This is a genomic window from uncultured Arthrobacter sp. (genome assembly GCF_947493765.1).
GTDB lineage: Bacteria > Actinomycetota > Actinomycetes > Actinomycetales > Micrococcaceae > Arthrobacter_D.
In genome coordinates, this window is record NZ_CANLSZ010000002.1 from 207,316 (window position 1) to 229,758 (window position 22,443).

Consider the following 22,443-nt stretch of genomic DNA (forward strand, 5'->3'; position numbering starts at 1 on the left):
TCGAGACAAGGATTCCGTAAGAGCGACACGAGGCCGGCACCGACTACGAGCTTGACGAACGAAATTGTTCGGCGACGCGCCTACAGGAACAGCTCCCCGGCCTCCTCCAGCAGAACGGCGGCGTCGGTCATGCACCGCCGCAGATCGGGTTCGAGCTCCGTGAGGGCGAGCACGCGGGAGAACCCGGCCCCGCGCTGCTCGGCGGGCGTGAGCTCGTTCCTGCCGCACACCGCCACGACGGGGCAGCCGTGGGCGGCGGCGAGCCGGGCCACGCCGACGGGCGTCTTGCCGGACAGGCTCTGCGCGTCGAGGCTCCCCTCACCCGTGATGACGAGCTCGGCGCCGTCGAGCCTGCCTGCGAGACCGACGAACTCCAGGACCACGTCCACCCCGGGGCGGCGGACGGCGCCGAGCACCGCCAGCGCCGCGTACCCGGTCCCCCCGGCGGCACCGGCGCCCGGGGCGCGGGAGAGGTCGGCTGCACGCGGCCCGAGCGCGGCCCCGAGGACGGCGACGAACTGCGTGAGGCCCGCGTCCAGGGCCAGGACGTCCTCCGGCGTCGCGCCCTTCTGCGGCCCGAAGACCGCCGCGGCTCCGCCCAGGCCGAGGAGCGCGTTGTCCACGTCGCTGGCGAGGACGACCGTCGCGGTGCCCAGCCGGGCGTCGAGGCCGGTCAGGTCGATCCGGGTCAGAGCGCGCAGGGCTGCTCCTCCCGGGGCGAGCTCCCCGCCGTCGGCGTCGAGCAGGCGGGCCCCCAGTCCCCGCAGCAGCCCCGCACCGCCGTCCGTGCAGGCGCTGCCACCGACGCCCAGCACGATCCGCGTGCACCCGGCGTCGAGCGCGTGGCGGATCAGCGCTCCGGTGCCCTCGCTGGTCGCATCGAGCGGGCGGGGCGTGCCACCGGGGAGGAGGGCGAGGCCGGAAGCGGCGGCCAGTTCGACGACGGCCCGCGTCCCCCGGATCCCGAGCGCCGCCCGCACCGGATCCCCCGTCGGCCCGGGGACCTCGAACCGGTGCTGCTCGTATCCGGCGGCGAACGCCGCCTCCAGGGTGCCCTCGCCGCCGTCGGCCACCGGGACCTCGACCACGTCGAGGTCCGGGATCCGCCTCCGCAGTCCGTTCGCCAGGTGATGGGCCACCTCGGGCGCGGACAGCGATCCCCTGAACTTGTCGGGGGCGACGACGACGCGCCTCGGCCCGGGCGCCCCGGTCACAGGGACCGGTGCAGGGACCGGCGCAGTCACCGGTGCCGGAGTGTGCTCTGCAGTCCGCTCCGGATCGTATGCCGCGACGACCATCAGACCAGGGAGCGCAGCACCTTGGCGGCGCCGTCGTCGTACACGGTGCCGGTCACCTCGGACGCGATCGCGCGCACCTCCTCGGGGGCCTGGCCCATGGCGACACCGCGGCCCGCCCACTGGAGCATCTCGACGTCGTTGCGCCCGTCGCCCACGGCGACGGTGTTGTCGGGGTGCGTGCCGAGGCGCTGGCGGAGCACCTCGAGGGCACTGGCCTTCGTGACACCGGAGGCCGCGATGTCCAGCCACGCCGTCCAGCCCACGGAGTAGGTGACGCCGTGCAGCCCGATCGAGGCGACGGCGTCACCGAAGTCCTCGGCCGAGGAATCGGTGCTGAAGACCACCACGCGCACTGCCCGGCTCGTGATCATCTCGTCGAAGCCGACGCTCCGGGTCTCCGCGCCGAAGCTGTCGTCCTGGAAACTCTCGGTGGCGAGGAATCTGCCGCGGTCGTCCTCGAGGGCGTACTTGGCGGTGGGCAGCCTCTCGCGCAGGGCCGTCAGCGCGGGCTTCGGGTCGAAGGTGATGCGCTCGAGGACCTCGAACCCGCCGGGGAGTCCGGCGTCGAGCCGCAGCGTGACGCCGCCGTTGGAGCACACGGCGAATCCCCGTGTGATGCCGAGCAGGCGGATCACCGGGAGGGTGGCTCCGAGGGAGCGTCCGGTGGCGATGATGACGTCGTGCCCCGCCTCGACGACGGCGCGGGCCGCGGCGCGCACCTCGTCCGTCATCGATCCGGCGTGGTCCACGAGCGTGCCGTCGACATCCAGGGCGACGAGGTGCCTACGGGTGGTCTCCCGCTGGTCGTCGTTGCCAGCACTGGTCAAAGTGGTCATACTCCAGTGAACCAGACACCACCGACGCCCGGGGCGGGCGGCTCAGAGGACCGGGAGGATTTCCAGTCCGTTCAGGTACGGGCGCAGTGCGGCGGGCACCGTGATCGAGCCGTCGGGGTTCTGGTGGTGCTCCAGTATCGCCACGATCCAGCGCGTCGTCGCGAGCGTCCCGTTGAGCGTGGCCACGGCCCGCTTGCCCTTCCTGCCCTCGCCGTCCTGGCGTTCCCGGATGTTCAGGCGCCGGGCCTGGAACGTGGTGCAGTTCGAGGTGGACGTGAGCTCGCGGTAGTCGCCCTGGGTGGGGACCCACGCCTCGCAGTCGAACTTCCGGGCCGCGGACATCCCGAGGTCGCCGGCGGCCGTGTCGATCACGCGGTAGGGGAGCTCCACCTTGGCGAGCATCTCCTCCTCCCAGGCGAGCATGCGCTCGTGCTCCGCCGCAGCGTCCTCCACCGTGGTGTAGGTGAACATCTCCACCTTGTTGAACTGGTGCACCCGGATGATCCCGCGGGTGTCCTTGCCGTGGGATCCGGCCTCCCGGCGATAGCAGGAGGACCAGCCCGCGTACCGGACGGGGCCCGCGGTGAGATCGATGATCTCGTCGGAGTGGTACCCGGCCAGCGCCACCTCCGAGGTTCCCACGAGATACAGGTCGTCCTCGGCGAGACGGTAGATCTCGGCGTCGTGCGCCACGTCGAAACCGGTGCCCTGCATGATCTCGGGGCGCACGAGCGTGGGGGGGATCATCGGCGTGAAGCCGGCCTCGATCGCCTGGTCGAGCGCCATGCGGAGCAGGGCCAGCTCGAGCCGCGCGCCCACACCCTTCAGGAAGTAGAAGCGCGAGCCGGAGACCTTCGCCCCGCGTTCCATGTCGATGGCACCGATGAGCTCGCCGAGCTCCAGGTGATCGCGCGGCTCGAACCCCTCGGCGGCGAAATCACGCGGGGTACCGACGGTCTTCACCACCACGAAGTCCTTCTCCAGCCCCTCGGGGGCGCCGTCCTGGATCAGGTTCGGCAGCGCACGCAGCAGGGCGTCCTGCTCCGCCGAGGCCTCCTCGGCGTCCGCGGCCGCCGTCTTCACGGCGGCGGCCAGGTCCCTGACCTCGGCGAGGAGGGCCTGCTTCTCCTCGCCGGACGCCCGGGCCACGCGCTTGCCGAAGGCGTTCTGCTCGGCCCGGAGGTTCTCGGAGGACGTCACGGCCTCGCGGCGGCGGGTGTCCGCGGCCAGCACGGCGTCGACGATCGACTCGTCCGCCCGGCGGGCGCGCTGCGAGGCTCGGTACTGCTCGGGATGCTGGCGAAGGTCGTTGACGTCGATCACATCGTCAAGCCTACCGAACGCCCCGGGACCGGCGGCCCGGGCGGTACTGCCGCTAGGGTGGAGGACCATGGGCCGTAAACTGCTTGCCGGAACGGCCGCCGCCTCCGCGGCCGCAGCATCCCTCCGGTCGTACTGGTCCGTGCGGCGCCTCCGGCAGACGCGCGCAGCCACGGCGTCCGTGAACCGGCCGATGCCCGTCCCGGCGGGCCCCACCCGCGTGGCCCTGATCGTCAATCCGTCCAAGCTGCACGCCGAGACCACACGCCGGCTCGTGACGGACGCCTGCGCCGCGGCGGGCTGGGAGCCCCCGCTGATCCTCGAGACCACGATCGGGGATCCCGGCACCGGCCAGGCCGAGCAGGCCCTGGCCGCGGGAGCCGACGTCGTCCTCGCGGCGGGCGGCGACGGAACGGTGCGGGCCGTGGCCCGGGCCCTGGCGCACAGCCCGGCCGCGCTCGGTCTCCTGCCCCTGGGTACGGGCAATCTGCTGGTGCGGAATCTCGGACTGCCGTACAACGACATCGCCGGGTGTCTGGAGCTGGCCCTCCACGGCTACGAACGGCGCATCGACCTCGGTCTGATCACGATCCGCAACGACCGCATGCAGTCCAGCTCCGAGCACCTGTTCCTCGTCATGGGCGGGGCGGGTTTCGATGCGAGCGTGGTCACCGATGCGAAGCAGGACCTCAAGGAGAAGTTCGGGTGGCTCGCCTACAGCGAGGCCGGTGTGCGGCACCTGCCGGGCCGCCGGCGGCGTATCTCGATCAGCCTCGACGGCCGGCCCCCGCAGACCCGCAAGGTGCGGAGCCTGCTCGTGGCCAACTGCGGCAAGCTCCCGGCGGGCGTGGACTTCGTGCCCGACGCCGTGATCGACGACGGTTACCTGGACGTGGTGGTCCTCAGCCCCCGGAGCCTGCTCGGCTGGACCTGGATGGCCGCGAAGATCCTCCTGCGGCACCGCGGCGGCATCCCCGTGATCAGCTACTACCGCGTGCGGGAGATCACGGTGTGGTCGGCGGAGCCGATCGCCACCCAGCTCGACGGCGATCCGTCCGGGCCCGCCACCTCCCTGACGGCCCGGGTGGACCCGGACGCACTGATGGTCCGGGTGCCGCCGCCGGCGCCCGGACCATCGGGATCCACCGCCGTGCAGGCGCGACGCGTGTCGCGGCAGGACCGGCGGGGACTGCTGCGGTCCTAGCGGTCGCTGTCCGTGTACTCGCCCTGGCCCTCGGGCTCGTCGACGAGCGGCGCGTCCTTGTCGGTGTACTCGCCCTCCTCGGCGGGATCCTGGGCGGAGGTGTACCCGCCGGAGTGACCCTGGGGTTCGGCGCTGGTGTAGTCGCCCTCGTCGTCGACCGGGTCGGCCTGCTCGCTGATGAGCTGCTGCTCCTCCGCGAAGCGCAGGTCGTTGCCCTGGTCGCCGGCGTCGCCGGGCCGGTTGGGGTCCGACGTCGAGGCGCGGCCCGCGTCGGGGTTCACGATGTGTCCGTCGTGGCTGTTCTCGGTCATCATGCTGCCTTTCATCGGAGGATGCGCTGCGTGAGCGCCCATGCCAAGCGTACTGACGATCGGGGCGGCGACAAAGGCGGGCACCGGACCACCGGTCAGTCGCGCAGCAGTTCCTGCACCGCCTTCTCCGACGCCGAGTACGTGCCGATCGGGATGACCTCCCCGCTCATGAACCGGTCCACGAGGCGCGGGTCCACATAGGAGCTCCGGGCCACGGTGGGCGTGTTCCCGAGATGATCGGCGACGGCCCGCATGGTGCCGGTCACGGCCTTCTGGCGCGCGGTGCGGCTGGTGGCCTTGAGATCCTCCTTGGCCAGGGCCATGGCGGCGACGACCGTGGCCTGCCAGGTCCGGAAGTCCTTCGCCGTGAACGGTCCGCCCGTGACCTGGCGCAGGAACTCGTTGAGCTGTGAGCCGTCCACGTGGTGCCAGGACCCGTCCTCCGACTGCCAGGCGAGCACGGTGTCGGCGCCCTCGCGCTCGAGCATGGGGCGCAGCGCCGTCGCGAGATCCTCGTCCTCCAGGCGCGTGTCCCAGTGCTGGCCGCTCTTGCCCGGGAAGTCGAAGGAGACCACGTCCGCCTCGACGGTGCAGTGCTCCACGAGCAGTGTGGTCACCCCGAAGGAGCCGTTGGCCTCCGCGTACTGCGCCGAACCGATCCTCAGGGCACCGGAGTCGACGATCCTCAGGGCCGCGGCGAAGGCCCGCTCCCGGCCCACGCCGTCGCTGCGCAGATGCTGCGTGATGACGCGGCGGGCGCTGGTCAGTTTGGCCCCGAAATCGAGGGCGCGGTCGAACTTCTCGCGGTCCTTCTGCTCCCGCCACGACGGGTGGTACAGGTACTGCCGCCGGCCCGCCTCGTCCTTGCCGATCGCCTGGACGTGCCCGTTCGGGTAGGGGGCGATCCAGACCTCCTGCCACGCCGGAGGGATCACCAGCTCCTTGATGCGCGCGATCTCCTCCTTGTCCTGGAGGAGACTTCCGTCCGGAGCGCGATAGCTGAAGCCCTTGCCGTGGCGGCGTCGGGTGATCCCGGGCCTACGCGTGTTGCTCCGGCGCAATCGAGCCATCGGGGAACCGGCCTTCCGGGTCGGGGTGGGGACTGTAAGCCTACTGCGCCTGCGCGCCCTCCGACCGGCCGGTTCCGGCACCCCGGAGGATCCCGCCGAGCCAGGCTCCGGCGGCATCGAACGCGGCGTCGGAGGTGTGGCGCCCGATCGGGGAGGGGCGACGGTCCGCGCGGGCGTAGGACCCGAGGAAGCGCAGGCCCGGACTGATGCGGTGCAGCCCCTTGAGGGCATCGGCCACCCGTGCGTCCTCGATGTGGCCGTCGGCGTCCACGCTGAAGAAGTAGTCGCCCAGGAACTGCCCGGTGGGCCGGGATTCGATCCGGCTGAGATTCACCCCGCGGGCCGCGAACTGATCGAGGATCTGCATGAGGGCACCCGGGTGGTCCACCGGCAGGGGGATCACGACGGTGGTCTTGTCGGCACCCGTGCGCGGCGTCAGGGCATCCGGTCCGCCCACGAGGACGAAGCGGGTGACGGCGTCGGAGACGTCCCCGATGTCCTCCGCCAGGACGGTCAGACCCAGCCGGTCGGCCAGCAGCGGCGAGCAGATGGCGGCGTCGAAGGAGTCCTCCCCGTCGGCGAGGCCCTGGGCCGCGGCGGCGGTCGACGTCGACGGGATGTATTCCGCGTCGCGTACGTGCTCGTCGGCCCAGGCCCGGCACTGCGCCCAGGCATGGCCGTGCGTCGCGATGCGGCGGACATCCGCCAGGGCGGTCCCCGCCCGGGCCACGAGGACGAAGGTGATGGGAACGAGTTCCTCGCGGACGATCCGCAGCGGATCACCGACGGCGATGGCGTCGAGGGTGGCGCTCACGCCGCCCTCCACCGAGTTCTCGATGGGCACCATGGCGGCATCGACGGCTCCGGACCGGACGGCGTCGAGCGCGGCACCCACGGTCGACGCCGAGACGCGGCGCGCGCCCTCGGCCCCCGGCACCTGGAGCAGGGCCGCCTCGGTGAAGGTGCCCTCGGGGCCCAGGTAGGCGTAGGAGGTGCTACCCGTCACAGGACGGTCGGCTCGCTGTCCCCCTCGGACACCATGGGCTTGCCCTCCTCGAGCCACGCACCCATGCCGCCCGTGACATTGATGGCCGTGTAACCGTTGCCGTCGAGCCATTCCGCGGCGCGCTGCGAGCGCCCGCCCGAACGGCAGATCACGTGGAGGTCCTCGTCCGGGTCCAGCTCGTCCACCCGCGTGGGCAGCTCGTCCAGCGGGATGTGGAGGGCGCCGTCGATGTGCCCGGCCTCCCACTCGTAGTCCTCGCGGACGTCGAGGATGCGGGCATCCTTCGGAACGGCGGTCACCGGTACATTCTGGAGTTCACTCATGGACCCACCTTTTCACGGTCCGCCGGGGCACCGCCAGACGCGCCGTGGTGCCCCGACGCGCCCGGAGCCTCCCGTACCCGCAGGCTCCTATAGTGGTCCTTGTCTCCCGCAGGGCCCGTGGCACGGCGGGTCCCGTGACTGCCCGCCTCCCACTGGAGCCCCATGAGCGATCCGCACGAACTCTCCGCACTGTCCCTCCAGGACGCCCTGGCCCGCGGGGCGCTCAGCGCCCGCGAGGTGACGGAGCACTTCCTGCGCCGGATCGACGCGCTGAACCCGGCGCTGGGCTCGTTCGTCACCGTCACGCACGACGACGCCCTGCGCGCGGCCGACCACGCGGATCGGCTGCGCGCGTCGGGTGTGGGGCTCGGTCCGCTGCACGGCATGCCCCTGGCGCACAAGGATCTCACCGACGTCGCCGGCGTGCGGACCACCCTCGGGACCGCGGCGCTCGATCCGACCATCGCGCCGAAGGACGCCCCGCTCGCCGCTGTGCTGCGCCGCGCGGGAGCCATCAGCCTCGGCAAGACGCAGGTCCCCGAGTTCGGGCTGAGCTCCTACAGCGAGAACCACCTGGCGCCGCCGGCCCGCAACCCGCTGGACCGGCGCCGGAGCCCCGGCGGCTCCTCGGGAGGCAGCGCCGCCGCCGTGGCCGCCGGGATGCTCCCGTTCGCACCCGGGACCGACGGCGGCGGGTCCATCCGCATCCCCGCCGCGGCGACCGGACTGGTGGGGCTCAAACCGAATCGCGGCCGCGTGCCGTCGGGGTCGGGACAGGCCGATCTGGGGCAGTTCGTGGTCGCCGGGCCCCTTGCCCACTCCGCCGTGGACGCGGGCCTGCTCCTCGACGCCCTGGTGCGTGAGCCGAACTACCGGCCCACGAGCGCGGCCTCGCGCCATCCGGGCTCCTTCACCGATGCCGCCCTGCGCGCCGAGGGACGCTTCCGGATCGGCGTCAGCACCGCGTCCCCGTTCTCCGCGGCGATGGACATCGACCTGGACAGCGCCGCGGTCGACGCCCTGCGCTCCGGGATCCAGCTGCTGCAGAACGCAGGCCACGACGTCGTCGACACCGATCTGAGCTACGACCCCCGCTACCACGAGGCGTTCCAGCTCGTCTGGACGGCGGGGCTGGCCAACCTGCCGATCCCCTCCGACCGGGAGCACCGCCTGACGGACCTCACGCGGGTCCTCCGCCGTCGGGCCCTCGGCCGGAGCGCGGCCGAGCTGGCCGGAGCGATCGACGTCCTGCGCGCCTTCGAGCACGAGACCATCCGCCAGTACTCGGCGTACGACATGATCCTGACTCCCGCGCTCGCCATGACGCCGCGCCCCGTCGGCTGGTACACGGACGCCGACGGCGACACGGACTACGTGCGCCAGTGCCAGTACTCGCCGTACACCTCGATGGTCAACGTCTGCGGGCTCCCCGCTGTCACGGTACCCGCCGTGACCCTCCCCGACGGCCTCTCGATGAGCGTGCAGCTCATCGGCCGCCCGGGCGAGGAGGCGGAGCTGCTCGCCGTGACCGCCCAGCTCGAGGCGGTACGCGGGTAGCCGGCACGCTTGCTTCACCCGATGACGGGCGGCACCATGGAACGGGTGAGCACCTCCCAGCGGACCACCGCTCCCGACGGCAAGACCTTCTTCGGCCATCCGCGGATGCTGGCGAACCTGTTCAGCGTGGAACTCTGGGAGCGCTTCTCCTTCTACGGCATGCAGGCCCTGCTGCTGTACTACATGACCTACTCTCTCGCCGAGGGCGGGCTCGGCTTCGGCGAGGGCACCGCCGCCGGTCTGGTCGGGGCCTACGGCGGCGGGGTCTACCTGTCCACCATCCTCGGCGCCTGGGTGGCGGACCGCATCCTGGGATCCGAGCGGGTGCTCTTCTTCTCGGCGATCATCATCATGTGCGGCCACATCGCGCTCGCCCTGCTGCCCGGGGTGGTGGGCCTGTCGGTCGGCCTCGTCCTCGTCGGCGTGGGTTCGGGCGGGCTGAAGGCCAACGCGTCGTCCCTCGTGGGCACGCTCTACGCGCCCGGCGACACCCGCCGCGACGCGGGCTTCTCCATCTTCTACATGGGCATCAACATCGGCGCCCTGGTGGGACCGCTCCTGACCAATCTGGCGTGGGACAACTTCGGTTTCCACGTGGGGTTCGGGCTCGCCGCGGTCGGCATGGCCGCCGGGCTCATCCAGTACTCCCTGGCCCGACGGAAACTGCCGGCCGCCGCGCACGAGGTGGAGGATCCCCTGCCCCGCGCGGCCTACGCCCGGTGGATCGGCATCGCCGTCGGGGTCCTCGTGCTCCTGGGCGTGGTCCTGTCCACCGGGCTCCTGAACGCCGGCAATCTCGCCGAGATCATGGCGTACACGGCGATCGCGGCGACGATCGCCTACTTCGCGGTGATCCTCTCGAGCCGCAAGGTCAGCGCCGAGGAACGACGCCGGGTGTACTCCTTCATGCCGCTCTTCCTGGCCAGCGCCGCATTCTGGTCGCTGTTCCAGCAGCAGTTCACCGTGGTGGCGCTGTACTCGGAGAGCCGCCTCGACCGGACCATCCTCGGCTGGGAGATGCCCCCCGGCATGGTGCAGTCCATCAACCCCATCTTCATCATCGTCTTCGCCGGGGTCTTCGCAGGCGTGTGGACGCGCCTGGGCGAGCGCCAGCCGTCGTCGCCGGTGAAGTTCTCCCTGGGCCTGATGGTCATGGGCCTGGCGTTCCTCGCCTTCATCCCGTTCGCGGGGGGCGGGCCGAACAGCACACCGCTGATAGCCCTCGCCGCCATCCTGCTGCTGTTCACGTGGGCCGAGCTCTTCATCTCCCCGATCGGCCTGTCCGTCACCACCAAGCTGGCACCCGAGGCGTTCCGCACCCAGATGCTGGCGCTGTTCTTCCTCTCCATCTCGCTCGGCACCACCGTCTCCGGTCTGCTGGCCGGCTCCTACTCGGCGGAGACGGAGGTCCCCTACTTCGCGTTCAGCGGGATCACCGCCATCGTGCTCGGAGGGGCCCTCCTCGCGAGCGCACCCGTGATCCGCAGGGCGATGAGCGGCGTCCGCTGATTTGCCTCGATCGGACCGGGCGGGCCGGCTTGAACCGAGCCTTGCGGGTTTCCGCTGTCCCGGGCGTCCGAGTCCGGGGTCTTTGCTGTCCCAGGCGTTCGGGTCCGGGGACTTCGCGGCTGAAACAGGCCCTCGGACGGCGTGTTCGGGCGCGACACGCCTCGAACGGCCTCGAAGACCCCGGATCAGTACCGACATTGCACCGACATTGCGCCGACACTGCGCCGCCGCACACATACAGGGGCGACGTCCCCGCCCTCCGACACGGCACCGCCGTCGTGCCGCCCACCGAGACCGGACCGACGCCCTGCGCCCCGACTCCCCCTCCACCGAGGTAACGGCCGCACCGGCTCCCCATCCACTGAGCCGGGCAGGCCAGTGCGCCCTGTTGCGTGACCGCCCACGATCACCCAGACTTCTACCCACCGGTAACATCGTGACCGGCCGCTGCCGCGCTACGCATGATCGAAGGAGATCGAGTGACGAACCTCGCCAACAACCTGGTGTCCACCGCGACGAGGAGCCCCTCCGCCGTGGCCATCAAGCTCGACGACGTCGAGGTCACCTTCGGCGCGCTGGAGCAGCTCAGCCAGAAAGTCGCGACGATCCTCGGCCAGTTCGGCATCCAGCGGGGCGATCGCGTGGCGCTGATGATGCCGAACATCCCGCAGATGGCCTTCGTCTACTACGGCGTGCTGCGCACCGGGGCCGTGGTCGTGCCGCTGAATCCCCTGCTGAAGGGCCGCGAGGTGGCCTACCACCTGAGCAACTCGGGCGCGAAGCTCGTCTTCGCCTGGGAGGGCGTCAGCGCCGAGGCGACCGCCGGCGCCGAGGTCTCCGCGGAGGAGACCGACGCCGGGGTGGACGTGGTGACCGTGGACAGCGGAGCCTTCATGCAGCGCGTCTCGGCGGCCGAGCCGACACCGGAGGTCGTCGACCTCGACGGCGACGACACCGCCGTGGTCCTGTTCACCTCCGGGACCACCGGTCGACCGAAGGGCGCCACCCTCTCCCACACCAATCTCTCGCGCAACGCCGAGATCTCCCGTGACCTGATGGGGATCAAGGAAGGGGAGGTGCTCTTCGGGGGCCTGCCGTTCTTCCACATCTTCGGTCAGACGTGCGCCCTCAACGCCTCCGTCCTCACCGGCGCCACCGTGACCCTCCTGCCGCGGTTCGAGCCGGCCAAGGCGCTGGAGATCATCGCGCGGGATCGGGTGACCATCTTCGAGGGCGTGCCCACCATGTACGTGGCGATGCTGCGCACCCCCAGCGTCTCCTCCACCGATCTCTCCTCCGTCCGGGTGGCCGTCTCGGGCGGTTCCGCGCTGCCGGTGGAGGTACTGCACGAGTTCGAGCGGGTGTTCAAGGCCGATCTGCTCGAGGGCTACGGCCTGTCCGAGACCTCCCCGATCGTGAGCTTCAACCGCGTGGGGGAGCTGCGCAAGCCCGGCTCGATCGGCACCCCCGTGGAGGGTGTCGAGGTCCGCATGCTCGACGGCGAGGGCAACGACGTACCCCAGGGCGACGTCGGCGAGCTCTCCGTGCGCGGCCACTGCGTGATGAAGGGCTACTGGGAGAACGAGGAGGCCACGAGGACCGCGATCCCCGACGGCTGGTTCCGCACGGGCGATCTGGCCCGCTTCGACGAGGACGGCCTGATCTTCATCGTCGACCGCAAGAAGGAAGTGATCCTCCGCGGCGGGTACAACGTCTACCCGCGGGAGGTGGAGGAAGTGCTCTACGAGCACCAAGCCGTGGCCGAGGCCGCCGTCATCGGTGTGCCGGACGAGCTGCACGGCGAGGAGATCGTGGCTGTCATCGGCCTCAAGGCCGAGCATGCCCCCGCCGACGACGCCGCGGCCGAGGCCCTCTCGAACGAGATCGTCGCGTTCGCCAAGGATCGGGTGGCCGCCTACAAGTACCCGCGCCGCGTCGTGATCGTCGACGCCCTGCCCAAGGGACCCACGGGCAAGATCCTCAAGCGCGAGATCGCGGTCTAGGCGGGGCGATCCGACCGGCAGCGCTCCTGCCGGGAGACGCCGGGGCCGGGGTGGGGGACGGCTCCCCCTCCCCGGCCCCGGCGCGGCGGGTACTGCGGCGGGGATCACCTGCCCGGCGGCCGAACAGTGGAACGGTGGATCAGGCTCCGGAGCCCTCGTTGTCCGCCTCGAAGCCGGGAGCCACCTCTTCCTCGGGGTCCGGTCCGCCGTAGCCTCCCTCGGTCTGCTCGTCGGGCGCGCCGGCCTGCTCCGCGCCCTGCTCGCCGGGATCGTTGTCGGGGGTCTCGCTCTGGTTCTCGCTCATCTCGGTGCCTTCCGTGCAGCGTCCGCTCCCTGGTCGGGGGCTGATTCTCAGCTTACTGACGATCACTGCCCCGGCAAGCCGGACCGGTCGAGGCGCTCGGGGGAAGACGCAGCCGGGCAACGGGTGTAATCGGGCCTGTTCTTTGACATGCTGGGGCGATGGCCAACCGAGCGGGCACCGTAGCCCTTCCCAGCGATCTCGTCGACATCACCAGCTTGCTCGACGCGTACTTCGACGTCGAACCCGACCTGACGGACCCCGCCCAGCGCGTGGCGTTCGGGACCTCCGGTCACCGCGGGTCGTCGCTGAAGTCCTCCTTCAACGAAGGGCACATCCTGGCGATCACGCAGGCGATCGTGGAGTACCGAACGGGCCAGGGCATCACCGGGCCGCTCTTCATGGGCAAGGACACGCACGCCCTGTCCGAACCGGCGCAGAACACGGCGCTCGAGGTCCTCGCAGCCCACGGGGTCACGGTACTGATCGACGCGCGGGGCGCCTACACCCCCACCCCCGCGGTCAGCCACGCCATCCTCGGCTACAACGCGACGCGCACGGATCAGTCCGACGGCATCGTCATCACTCCCTCGCACAATCCGCCCGGTGACGGCGGTTTCAAGTACAACCCCCCGCACGGCGGGCCGGCCGACTCCGACGCCACCACGTGGATCGCGAACCGTGCCAACACGCTGCTGCAGGGCGGGCTGCGCGAGGTGAAGCGCATGCCGCTGGCGCAGGCACGCACGGCAGAGGGGATCGGCAGCTACGACTTCCTGCAGCACTACGTCGAGGATCTCCCCTCCGTGCTGAATCTCGACGCGATCCGCTCCGCGGGCGTCCGCATCGGAGCCGACCCCATGGGCGGCGCCTCCGTGGACTACTGGGGGGCCATCGGCGAGCGCCACGATCTCGATCTCACGGTGGTCAATCCCACGGTGGACCCGCAGTGGGCCTTCATGACCCTGGACTGGGACGAGAAGATCCGCATGGACTGCTCGTCGCCCTACGCCATGGCGTCCCTGATCGGGCAGGCGGACCGGTTCGACATCTCCACGGGCAACGACGCCGACGCCGACCGCCACGGGATCGTCACCCCCGACGCCGGCCTGATGAACCCTAACCACTATCTGGCCGTCGCCATCCAGTATCTCTACGCGAACCGCCCCGACTGGCGGCAGGACGCGGTGATCGGCAAGACCCTCGTGTCGTCGTCGATCATCGACCGCGTCGCCGCCGATCTCGGCCGCGTGCTGCAGGAGGTCCCCGTGGGCTTCAAGTGGTTCGTCCCCGGTCTGCTCAGAGGCGAGCTCGCCTTCGGTGGCGAGGAGTCCGCCGGTGCCTCGTTCCTGCGGCTCGACGGGACGGCCTGGTCCACGGACAAGGACGGCATCCTCCTGGCCCTGCTGGCGTCGGAGATCACGGCCGTGACGGGCAGGACGCCGTCGCAGCACTACGCCGGTCTGACCGACCGGTTCGGGGCGCCCGTGTACGCGCGGATCGACGCCGCCGCCACGCGTGAGCAGAAGGCTGCCCTCGGCAAGCTCTCGCCGTCGGACGTCTCCGCCACCACGCTCGCCGGGGAGGAGATCACGGCCCGCCTCACGGAGGCACCGGGCAACGGCGCCCCCGTGGGCGGGCTGAAGGTCACCACGGAGAACGCCTGGTTCGCCGCGCGCCCCTCGGGCACCGAGGACGTCTACAAGATCTACGCGGAGTCCTTCAAGGGCGAGGAGCACCTGGCCCAGGTCCAGGCCGAGGCGAAGGCCCTGGTGGACGGCGTCATCGGCTGAGGCGCAACGTCGTCGAGCCTGCCCAATCCTCAGAGGAGCTTGCGCAGCAGCTTCCGCTTGATCGGACCGAAGGGCGGGTACGCGAGGCGGAGCGTATCCATCCGGGTGGGCTTGGAGAACACGGACTGCCGGTGGCTGAATGTCCGGAACGAATCGTGCCCGTGGTAGCTGCCCATCCCGCTCGTGCCGACGCCGCCGAACGGCAGTCCCGGGACCGCAAGCTGGATGGTGCTCACGTTGTGGGCCAGTCCGCCGGCCTGGACCCGCTCCGTGAACTCGTCCAGGTGCTCCCCGCTGTCACTGAACAAGTACGCCGCCAGAGGGTGCGGGCGCGCGGCGATGAACTCGATCGCCGCGTCGAGATCCGCCACCTCGAGGATGGGCAGGAGCGGCCCGAAGATCTCCTCCTGCATGAGCGCCGACCCCGGGTCCACCTCGCGCAGGATGGTCGGCTCGAGGTACCGCTCGGCGCGCTCGTGCCTGCCGCCGGAGACGACCGTGCCGTCGGGCAGCAGCTTCACGAGCCGGTCGAAGTGGTCGTCCGTGATGATCCGCCCGTAGTCGCCCGACTCCCGGGGATCGCTGCCGTAGAACTCCCGCACCGCCTCGGCCAGCGCCTCGGCGAGCGCGGGTGCCCGGTCCGGCGTCGTCAGGACGTAGTCGGGAGCCACGCAGGTCTGCGCGGCATTCATGAACTTGCCGTGCGCGAGGCGCCGGGCCATGGTGCGCAGATCGCCGTCCAGGACGACGGCGGGAGACTTGCCGCCGAGTTCGAGGGTGACGGGCGTCAGGTGCTCGGCCGCGGCCTTCATCACGATCTTCCCCACACGCTCGCCCCCCGTGTAGAAGATGTGGTCCCAGGCCTGCGCCAGCAGGTCGGTGCTCACCTCGACCCCGCCCTCGACGACGGACACCGCCGAACGGTCCAGGTACAGCGGTACCAGGCGCGCGAGCGCCGCCGACGTGGCCGGAGCCAGTTCGCTGGGCTTGATCACCGCGGCGTTGCCCGCGGCGAGGGCGCCGACGAGCGGCGCCAGGACCAGCTGCATGGGGTAGTTCCAGGGCCCGATGATCAGGACGACGCCGAGCGGCCTCGCCTGGGTCCAGGCCCGGGCCGGGCGCAACCCGCCCGGCACGGAGACCTTCTCGGGTTCCATCCAGGCGTCCAGGTGCTTGAGGGCGAAGTCCAGTTCGGCCCGCACCACGGCCACCTCGGAGAGGAAGCCCTCCGTGCGGCTCTTGCCGAGATCCTCCTCGAGGGCGCCGGTCAGCTCGTCCTCCCGTTCGGAGAGCAGGCGCAGGAAGGCCTCGAGCTGCCCCCGGCGCCACTCGACGGGACGAGTGGCGCCGGTGTCGAAGAACCGGCGGTGGTCGGCGAGGAGTGTTGCGGCGTTCATCGGTCTGCCTTCTGGTCGGTGCTGGTGCTCACCGGGCGCCCGGTGAACTTCTCCATGGAGCTGTAGACCCGGAAGACGCGTCCTGCGACGACGTCCCACACCGGCTGCGGCAGGAGATTGCGCAGGGTGCCGGCGAGCTGGACGGTCCAGGGCAGCTGTATGCGGGCCCTGCCCTCGAGGGCTCCGCGCCAGGCCTTGTCCACCACGTACCCGGGTTCCATCAGCGGCGTCATGAGCGGGCCGCGTGCGCCCTCGAACATCCCGGTCTTGATGTAGCTGGGGATCAGGGTGGTGACGGCGATGGGGTGGCCGGCCTCGAGGAGCTCCAGGCGCAGCGAGTCGCTCCATCCGATCATGGCCCACTTGGTGGCCGCGTACACGCTCATCCGCGGGACGGCCAGGGTTCCCGAGGCCGACGCGATGTTGAGGATGCTGCCCGGGGTGCCGCGTTCGATCATGGCCGGGAGGAAGGCCCGCGTGATGTGCATGGGACCCGCGAGATTGATGTCCAGGGTGGCGTCGATGTCGGTGGTGTGATCGTGCTCCCAGAAGTACTTGCCACGGACGATCCCCGCGTTGTTGACGAGCATGTCGGGCACGCCGACGTCGTTCAGGACCGACTGCGCCGCTGCCTGGATCGACTCGACGGACGCGACGTCCACCACGTAGCTGTGGAGCGCGGTCGCCGTCGAGGTCAGGGAGGTGACCACCTCCTCCAGGGCGTCCCCGTCCACGTCCCACAGGACGACGGCGGCGGCCCCCTCCTGGACGGCGCGCTCCACGTAGAGCCTGCCCATGCCGCGGCCCGCGCCGGTGACCAGGACGGTCCGTCCCGTGATGCTGAATGTCATCGTCTGCCCTTTCTCTGGCTGCTCTGCAACGTAGCATCGAAGCCCGCGCGCTGCCGGTAGGATTTCCCGGGACCCCCGCGATCGCCTTCGGAAGGCAGACCCATGAGCATACGAGGTATCGGCTGGACTCTCCACGGGGACGGCCGGAACGTGCGGGCCGGCGGTTTCGTGGCCCCCGACGAGCGCCTGAGCTGGCCCCGGACCGTCGGTATCGGCGCGCAGCACGTGGTGGCGATGTTCGGGGCCACCTTCCTCGTGCCGCTGATCACCGGCTTCCCGCCCTCCACCACGCTCCTGTTCTCCGGGATCGGCACCCTCCTGTTCCTCGTCATCACGGCAGGGCGGATCCCCAGCTATCTCGGCTCCAGCTTCGCCTTCATCGCCCCGATCGCCGCAGCCCAGTCCCAGCACGGGCCGGCCGGCGCCCTGGGCGGCATCATCATGGCGGGCGCCGCCCTGGCCGTGATCGGGTTCATCGTGCACACCGCCGGCGCCCGGTGGATCCAGGTGGCCATGCCGCCCATCGTGACGGGCTCCATCGTGGCCCTGATCGGCCTCAATCTGGCGCCCACGGCCAAGGCCAGCTTCGAGCAGGCACCCCTCACCGCACTGGTCACGGTGCTCGCGATCCTGCTCGTCACAGTCCTGTTCAAGGGCATTCTCGGGCGGCTGTCGATCCTCGTCGGCGTGCTCGCGGGGTACGCCGTCGCCCTGCTCCGCGGGGAGGTGGATCTCGCCGCGATCGGCGCCGCGGCGTGGACCGGCCTGCCGGACTTCGCCGCTCCGGAGTTCCATCTCTCCGTCGTCGGGCTCTTCGTCCCCGTGGTCCTCGTCCTCGTGGCGGAGAACATCGGCCACGTGAAGTCGGTGGCCGCGATGACAGGCCGCGACCTGGACCCCCTGACCGGTCGGGCCCTCATGGCGGACGGGCTGGCCACCATGATCGCCGGCGCCGGTGGTGGGTCCGGCACCACCACCTACGCCGAGAACATCGGCGTCATGGCGGCCTCGCGCGTGTACTCAACGGCCGCCTACTGGGTGGCCGGCGTCGTCGCGATCCTGCTGAGCCTGTTCCCCAAGTTCGGTGCGCTGATCGCCACCGTGCCTCCCGGGGTGCTGGGCGGCGCGGGTGTGGTCCTCTACGGGATGATCGGGATCCTCGGGGTGCGCATCTGGGTGCAGAACCAGGTGGACTTCTCGAATCCGATCAATCTGTCCACGGCCGGCGTGGCGCTGGTGATCGGCATCGCGGACTTCACCTGGGTGATCGGCGAGCTGACGTTCGCCGGGATCGCCCTCGGGACGGCGGCGGCACTGCTCATCTTCCACGGCATGACGGCGATCGCCCGGATCCGCGGCAGCGAGCACGTCGCCGGGCCCGAGGAGCTCGAATCGAGCGACCACGGCAGCAGACCCTCGAAGCTCGGTTGACCGGCTGCGACAATGAGCCGCATGCCATACCTTTCCGTCCTGCCCTGCGTTCCATGAGCAGCACCCCATGACCAGTGGACCAATGACCCGTGAACTCTGGGCCTCCTCCGCCTGGCGCCAGGAGGCCGAGCAGTGGATCGACACTGCGCTCGCAGCCCTCGAGGTGCGGCGCACCGGGCCCGCCGAGCAGCCGCGCATCAGATTCTGGTCGACCCAGCTCGCGGTGCCCACGGATCACGGGACGCTGTGGTTCAAGGAGAACAATCCCGGGCAGCTCGCCGAGGCCTCCATCCTGTCGGTCCTCGGCGAGCTCGCACCGGACCGCGTGGCTGCGCCACTGGTCATCGACGCCTCCCGGGGGTGGATGCTCACCGCAGACTACGGGGTCACCGTGGACAGTCTCGGCCCGTCCGATCCTGCCCTCTGGGCGCGGATCGCCGTGGACTTCGCCGAGCTGCAGCGGATCGCGGCACCCCACGGGGACCGGCTCGCCGGGGCAGGGCTGGTCATCATGAACCCCGAGGTGGCCGTGGACTTCGTCCAGAACCAGCTGCAGCTCCACACGAGCATTCCGGCCGGGCACCCGATGCACCTGTCCGTGGAGGAGGCAGCCGACGTCGTCGCGCGCCTCCCGGCGATCGCCGCGGCCGTGGACGTGCTGCGCTCCGTGCCCGTGCCGCTCTCGCTCGACCACAACGACCTGCACGGTGGCAACTGCTTCCTCCCGGGAACCGATGAGGAGCCGCTGCGCTTCCTGGACTTCGCGGACTCCTACTGGGCGCATCCGTTCAGCGCGCTGCTCGTGCCGATCACGCAGATGCGCGAGCAGTGGGGGACGACGCCGGGCGATCCACGGATCGAGGCGGTCATCACGGCGTACCTCGAGCGGTGGACGGACCATGCCCCGCTGAGCCGGCTGCGCGCCGCCGTCGAGCCCGCCCTGGCGCTGGCCGGGGTGCACCGGTACGCCTCGTGGCTGCGCCTGCTCGTGCACGCCGACGAGGAATCCCTGCGCGAGTACGCACCGACGGCACTGCGGCATCTGCGGACGCTGGGTGACCCGGTGCTCTAGGTCCTGCGCGGTTCTAGGCTGTTGTCGGCAGGACGGAGGTGGGGTGCTCCTGTGCGGAGGCGCTTCGGTCGAACCAGCCCATCACCCAGCCCCGCAGCGCGACGGCGAGCGGGATCAGGGCGAGGGAGGCGAGCAGCCCGAAAAGCATCGCGGGTCCTCCGATATTCGCGACGAAACCCATGTACGCACATACTCCGGCACCGAGTACGGCCATGCCCGTGAGCGACGCCGCCATGACGTCGGCCCAGCGCCGTGCCCTACCGGTCGATGTCCCACCCGCCACAGCGATCGCGACGAGGCGCCAGGCTGCCACGATCGCCAGCTCCAGCCCAACGACTGCGATTATGAGGACCGCGACGGTCGGGGGTGCCAGGTGTGCGACTTCCGGGTAAGCGCCGGCCACATCGGAGCCGGCCCGTGGAATGACCACGACCTGAACCAGTAGTGCCGCGGCGGCCCAGAGCCCGAGGAAGAAACGGAGGGGAAGCGCTTCCTGCGTGGTCATGTCGCGATCCTCGTCCTCCGGCCGACGTCGGTCAACAGGGTGGCTACTTTCCCGGCCACCGTGCTCTCCCGAACGAGACCGTGCCCCCGGGACCAGTAGCCTCGTCTTGTGAGCGCTCACGCGAAGACGACCGACCCCGCAGCTGACGACTCCTCGGGGACAGCTGCCCGCTTTACCGGCGCCGTTGCACCGGCGGCGGCATGGGCGTTCGTCTTCCTGCTCCTGCGGATCCTCGCCGTCTCCGGCTACGACTGGAACACCGCCTTCGCCGTCAGCACCACCATCAGCTTCAGCGATGGGCTCGCCCTTCTCGTCGGGACGCTCATGGCCGGATACCTACTGGTGGCGATTCTCCTGATCGGCGTCCTTCCGCTGCTGGTCGCCACCCTCGTGTGGTCGTCCCGCGGGCTTCAGGCCGTCGTCGTGCTCTCCACCGTCCTGGCCGCGGTGACCATGATCGCCCTGACCGTGAGCTTCCACCTCGTGTGGCTGCCCGTTGCGGCAGCGGCCGTGTTCGGGATGTTCGCCCTCATCCGCATCCTTCCGGAAAGAAGCAGGGTGCGCCGCATCTTCTCCCGAGCCATGACCAGCGTGGGGTGGGTCACCGGCGTCTCCGTCCTGTTCGTCGCAGCCCTCGTCCAGACACCCTGGGTACCCGAGGAACGGATTGGCACCACCGACGGCACCATCACCGGCTACGTCCTGAGCGTCGATTCGGGCTTCGTCAACATCCTCACCGAGGACCACACCTTCATGATCCTCATCAGCGGCGACATCACCTCGCGCGACTGAAACCAGGGGTCGGCACCCTAGGCGGCCACCGGCGAAGATGGCTCGCTTTCGGACGCCGGTGGCACGAGTTCGTCGGGCTGCATCTTCGCGTCCCGGGACGATGCACTCACGCGGGTGTAGCCCGTGTGCTCCATCTCAGCAGTCCGTCCCACAAAGTCCTAGCGACAGGAGCGCTGAGATACTTCACGGTGAGGTGACTTCCTGAGACAGTCGACACCCCTAGATCTGGCGGAAGCTCTTCGGCTCCGACGGAGATGAATGCCTGTCTCGGGAACCTGTGGCGGTCTCAACCGGTCAATGCACCACTCCTTGGCAGGATGAGTGGTGGAGGTGCGTGTGGAGTTCACGATGGAGCAGCAGCAGGCGATCTGGGAGGGGTGGCGGGATGGTGAGTCCTTCCGCCAGGTCGGCGACCGGGTAGGGCAACCGGCGCACGTCATCCAGTACTTCCTCCGGGGCCATGGCGGCATCAAGCCGAGCGTTCCTCGGCGGCATCACCGGCACCTGAGTCATCAGGAGCGCGAGGAGATCTCCCGCGGTGTTGCGGCAGGATTGTCTGTCCGCCGGATCTCCGCGGCCCTGGGCAGGTCTCACTCGAGCATCTCCAGGGAGCTCGGGCGCAACGGCGGACGAACCGCGTACCGGGCAACAACCGCTGAAGATACAGCCCGCCTTCGGATGAAGCGGCCGAAGCTGACCCGGCTCAAACAACGACCGGCGTTGCTGAAGGTCGTGAAGGAGAAGCTGGTCCTGGGGTGGTCACCGGAGCAGATCGCCGCATGGTTGAAGCTGGCTTATCCCGAGGACACGGTCATGCGCCTGTCCCACGAGGGGATCTACCGGTCGATCTACTACGAATACCGCCGTGAGCTCGACCGTGGCATGTCCCAGCATCTGCGCTCCGGGAGCACCATCCGCCGGCCACGAAAAGCCAAGCAGTCGTTGGGTCGTGGCCGGTTGAAGAACATGGTGCCCATCACCGCCCGCCCAGCATCAATCGAGGACCGCGTTGAAGTCGGCCACTGGGAAGGCGACCTCGTCATGGGAAAGAGGCCCTCCGCGGTAGCGACGCTAGTCGAACGCACCACCCGGGCCGTCAAAGTCGTTCATCTTCCCGACGGGTACAAAGCAGAGGCCGTACGCATCGCCCTGACTGAAGCGTTCACAGCGATTCCGGAACCGTTGCGCCGGTCGCTGACCTGGGATCGCGGTCGGGAAATGGCAGAGCATCAGCAGCTTTCCACGGACCTGAGGATGGACGTCTACTTCTGCGCCCCAGGGAGCCCTTGGCAGCGCGGGACGAACGAGAACACGAACCGCATGCTCCGCCAATACCTCACGAAAGGCTCCGACCTCCAACGCTTCACAGCCAAAGACCTCGACGACATCGCGAACCTCCTCAACGACCGTCCCCGGCAGGTCCTAAAATGGGCCAGCTCCAACGACCTCTACCAGGCCCACCTCAGCACCGCGAACCAGCCCGCGATACCCTCAGAATCACAGGTGGTGCATTGACCGGTTGAGGTCGCCAAAGGTTTGCGAGACGCCGTGGCAGGCCCACACCCGTTACGACCGCTCCGCGCTATGAGAGCGTCGCGACTGTCTTACTTAGTTGTCTCGACATGGAACGTCTTACCGGAACGCCCGTCCGACGTTGTGAGACTGTCTCGCAAGCAACGGGTTGCAGCAGACTTGGTCGAGGCACCTCCACTCCCCCGCCACTGCTGTTCCTTGTGTGTCTTGCTCTCTGGTGCGCGGCGGCGAATTTGCTCGATGTGGTTCCGGTGACGCGGGAGAAAGCGCGGGTGGAGTGGGCCCGATTGGCTTAACCCAGCGTCGCGGCGATTCCGGTCTGGTTCCCTTC

The 22,443-nt window shown here is 70.1% G+C and carries 20 protein-coding genes; 9 read left to right on the forward strand and 11 right to left on the reverse strand.

Features of this window, described 5'->3' with window-relative positions; all coding sequences use genetic code 11:
- Positions 1-80 precede the first annotated feature (80 nt).
- The 3 genes from Q0747_RS03915 to serS all read right to left on the reverse strand — a co-directional run bounded on the left by Q0747_RS03915 (position 81) and on the right by serS (position 3,457).
- A complete protein-coding gene (locus Q0747_RS03915; protein WP_298251951.1) occupies positions 81-1,214 on the reverse strand; it encodes a glycerate kinase in 1,134 nt (377 codons plus the stop codon).
- An 83-nt stretch (positions 1,215-1,297) separates the two neighbouring features.
- Complete coding sequence (locus Q0747_RS03920) at positions 1,298-2,134, reverse strand: HAD family hydrolase (RefSeq protein ID WP_298251952.1); 837 nt, start codon at positions 2,132-2,134, stop codon at positions 1,298-1,300.
- A gap of 42 nt (positions 2,135-2,176) precedes the next feature.
- On the reverse strand, positions 2,177-3,457 hold the full coding sequence (gene serS / locus Q0747_RS03925; RefSeq protein WP_298251953.1) for a serine--tRNA ligase: 1,281 nt from the start codon (positions 3,455-3,457) through the stop codon (positions 2,177-2,179).
- A gap of 67 nt (positions 3,458-3,524) precedes the next feature.
- On the opposite strand from serS, the gene Q0747_RS03930 reads away from it, so the two are divergent.
- Complete coding sequence (locus Q0747_RS03930) at positions 3,525-4,658, forward strand: diacylglycerol kinase family protein (protein ID WP_298251954.1); 1,134 nt, start codon at positions 3,525-3,527, stop codon at positions 4,656-4,658.
- Here Q0747_RS03930 and Q0747_RS03935 read toward each other — a convergent pair.
- The 4 genes from Q0747_RS03935 to Q0747_RS03950 all read right to left on the reverse strand — a co-directional run bounded on the left by Q0747_RS03935 (position 4,655) and on the right by Q0747_RS03950 (position 7,368).
- The gene (locus tag Q0747_RS03935) at positions 4,655-4,972 is read right to left on the reverse strand and encodes a hypothetical protein (RefSeq protein ID WP_298251955.1); all 318 of its coding nucleotides are present in this window, start codon (positions 4,970-4,972) and stop codon (positions 4,655-4,657) included. The two genes, Q0747_RS03930 and Q0747_RS03935, sit on opposite strands and share 4 nt — an antisense overlap.
- Before the next feature lie 92 nt (positions 4,973-5,064).
- Positions 5,065-6,039 carry a DNA topoisomerase IB gene (locus Q0747_RS03940; protein WP_298251956.1) on the reverse strand — a complete coding sequence of 325 codons (975 nt, stop codon included), beginning with the start codon at positions 6,037-6,039 and terminating at the stop codon, positions 5,065-5,067.
- A gap of 40 nt (positions 6,040-6,079) precedes the next feature.
- A complete protein-coding gene (gene pheA, locus Q0747_RS03945; protein WP_298251957.1) occupies positions 6,080-7,045 on the reverse strand; it encodes a prephenate dehydratase in 966 nt (321 codons plus the stop codon).
- Positions 7,042-7,368: a rhodanese-like domain-containing protein gene (locus Q0747_RS03950; RefSeq protein ID WP_298251958.1), complete on the reverse strand. Its 327-nt coding sequence runs from the start codon at positions 7,366-7,368 to the stop codon at positions 7,042-7,044. The genes pheA and Q0747_RS03950 overlap by 4 nt, the downstream gene beginning before the upstream one ends.
- A gap of 162 nt (positions 7,369-7,530) precedes the next feature.
- On the opposite strand from Q0747_RS03950, the gene Q0747_RS03955 reads away from it, so the two are divergent.
- The 3 genes from Q0747_RS03955 (at position 7,531) to Q0747_RS03965 (ending at position 12,437) form a co-directional block, all read left to right on the forward strand.
- Positions 7,531-8,925 carry an amidase gene (locus Q0747_RS03955; RefSeq protein WP_298251959.1) on the forward strand — a complete coding sequence of 465 codons (1,395 nt, stop codon included), beginning with the start codon at positions 7,531-7,533 and terminating at the stop codon, positions 8,923-8,925.
- A 36-nt stretch (positions 8,926-8,961) separates the two neighbouring features.
- Complete coding sequence (locus Q0747_RS03960; RefSeq protein ID WP_298251960.1) at positions 8,962-10,434, forward strand: peptide MFS transporter; 1,473 nt, start codon at positions 8,962-8,964, stop codon at positions 10,432-10,434.
- A gap of 479 nt (positions 10,435-10,913) precedes the next feature.
- Positions 10,914-12,437: a long-chain fatty acid--CoA ligase gene (locus Q0747_RS03965; protein WP_298251961.1), complete on the forward strand. Its 1,524-nt coding sequence runs from the start codon at positions 10,914-10,916 to the stop codon at positions 12,435-12,437.
- Positions 12,438-12,576: 139 nt separating this feature from the next.
- Here Q0747_RS03965 and Q0747_RS03970 read toward each other — a convergent pair whose 3' ends face one another.
- Entirely contained in the window at positions 12,577-12,741 is a 165-nt protein-coding gene (locus Q0747_RS03970) for a hypothetical protein (protein ID WP_298251962.1), read from the reverse strand.
- A 158-nt stretch (positions 12,742-12,899) separates the two neighbouring features.
- On the opposite strand from Q0747_RS03970, the gene pgm reads away from it, so the two are divergent.
- Positions 12,900-14,531, forward strand: a complete 1,632-nt coding sequence (gene pgm, locus Q0747_RS03975; RefSeq protein ID WP_298251963.1) for a phosphoglucomutase (alpha-D-glucose-1,6-bisphosphate-dependent) — start codon at positions 12,900-12,902, stop codon at positions 14,529-14,531.
- Between the two features lie 29 nt (positions 14,532-14,560).
- Here the strand turns inward: pgm and Q0747_RS03980 are convergent, their stop codons facing one another.
- Together Q0747_RS03980 and Q0747_RS03985 are read right to left on the reverse strand one after the other, a co-directional pair.
- On the reverse strand, positions 14,561-15,928 hold the full coding sequence (locus Q0747_RS03980; RefSeq protein ID WP_298251964.1) for an aldehyde dehydrogenase family protein: 1,368 nt from the start codon (positions 15,926-15,928) through the stop codon (positions 14,561-14,563).
- Positions 15,925-16,779 carry an SDR family oxidoreductase gene (locus tag Q0747_RS03985; RefSeq protein ID WP_298251965.1) on the reverse strand — a complete coding sequence of 285 codons (855 nt, stop codon included), beginning with the start codon at positions 16,777-16,779 and terminating at the stop codon, positions 15,925-15,927. The genes Q0747_RS03980 and Q0747_RS03985 overlap by 4 nt, the downstream gene beginning before the upstream one ends.
- Positions 16,780-16,881: 102 nt before the next feature.
- Between Q0747_RS03985 and Q0747_RS03990 the strand changes: the two genes are divergently transcribed.
- Together Q0747_RS03990 and Q0747_RS03995 are read left to right on the forward strand one after the other, a co-directional pair.
- Positions 16,882-18,210, forward strand: coding sequence for a uracil-xanthine permease family protein (locus tag Q0747_RS03990; protein ID WP_298251966.1), 1,329 nt, complete (start codon positions 16,882-16,884; stop codon positions 18,208-18,210).
- A gap of 67 nt (positions 18,211-18,277) precedes the next feature.
- Positions 18,278-19,282, forward strand: coding sequence for a hypothetical protein (locus tag Q0747_RS03995; protein WP_298251967.1), 1,005 nt, complete (start codon positions 18,278-18,280; stop codon positions 19,280-19,282).
- Positions 19,283-19,295: 13 nt separating this feature from the next.
- On the opposite strand, the gene Q0747_RS04000 is transcribed toward Q0747_RS03995, so the two are convergent.
- Positions 19,296-19,787 (reverse strand): DUF2975 domain-containing protein, encoded by a 492-nt coding sequence (locus tag Q0747_RS04000; protein WP_298251968.1) that lies wholly within the window; start codon positions 19,785-19,787, stop codon positions 19,296-19,298.
- Between the two features lie 108 nt (positions 19,788-19,895).
- Between Q0747_RS04000 and Q0747_RS04005 the strand changes: the two genes are divergently transcribed.
- A complete protein-coding gene (locus tag Q0747_RS04005) occupies positions 19,896-20,579 on the forward strand; it encodes a hypothetical protein (protein WP_298251969.1) in 684 nt (227 codons plus the stop codon).
- 348 nt (positions 20,580-20,927) lie between these two features.
- Positions 20,928-22,094, forward strand: coding sequence for an IS30 family transposase (locus Q0747_RS04010; RefSeq protein WP_298251970.1), 1,167 nt, complete (start codon positions 20,928-20,930; stop codon positions 22,092-22,094).
- The last annotated feature ends 349 nt before the right edge of the window (positions 22,095-22,443 follow it).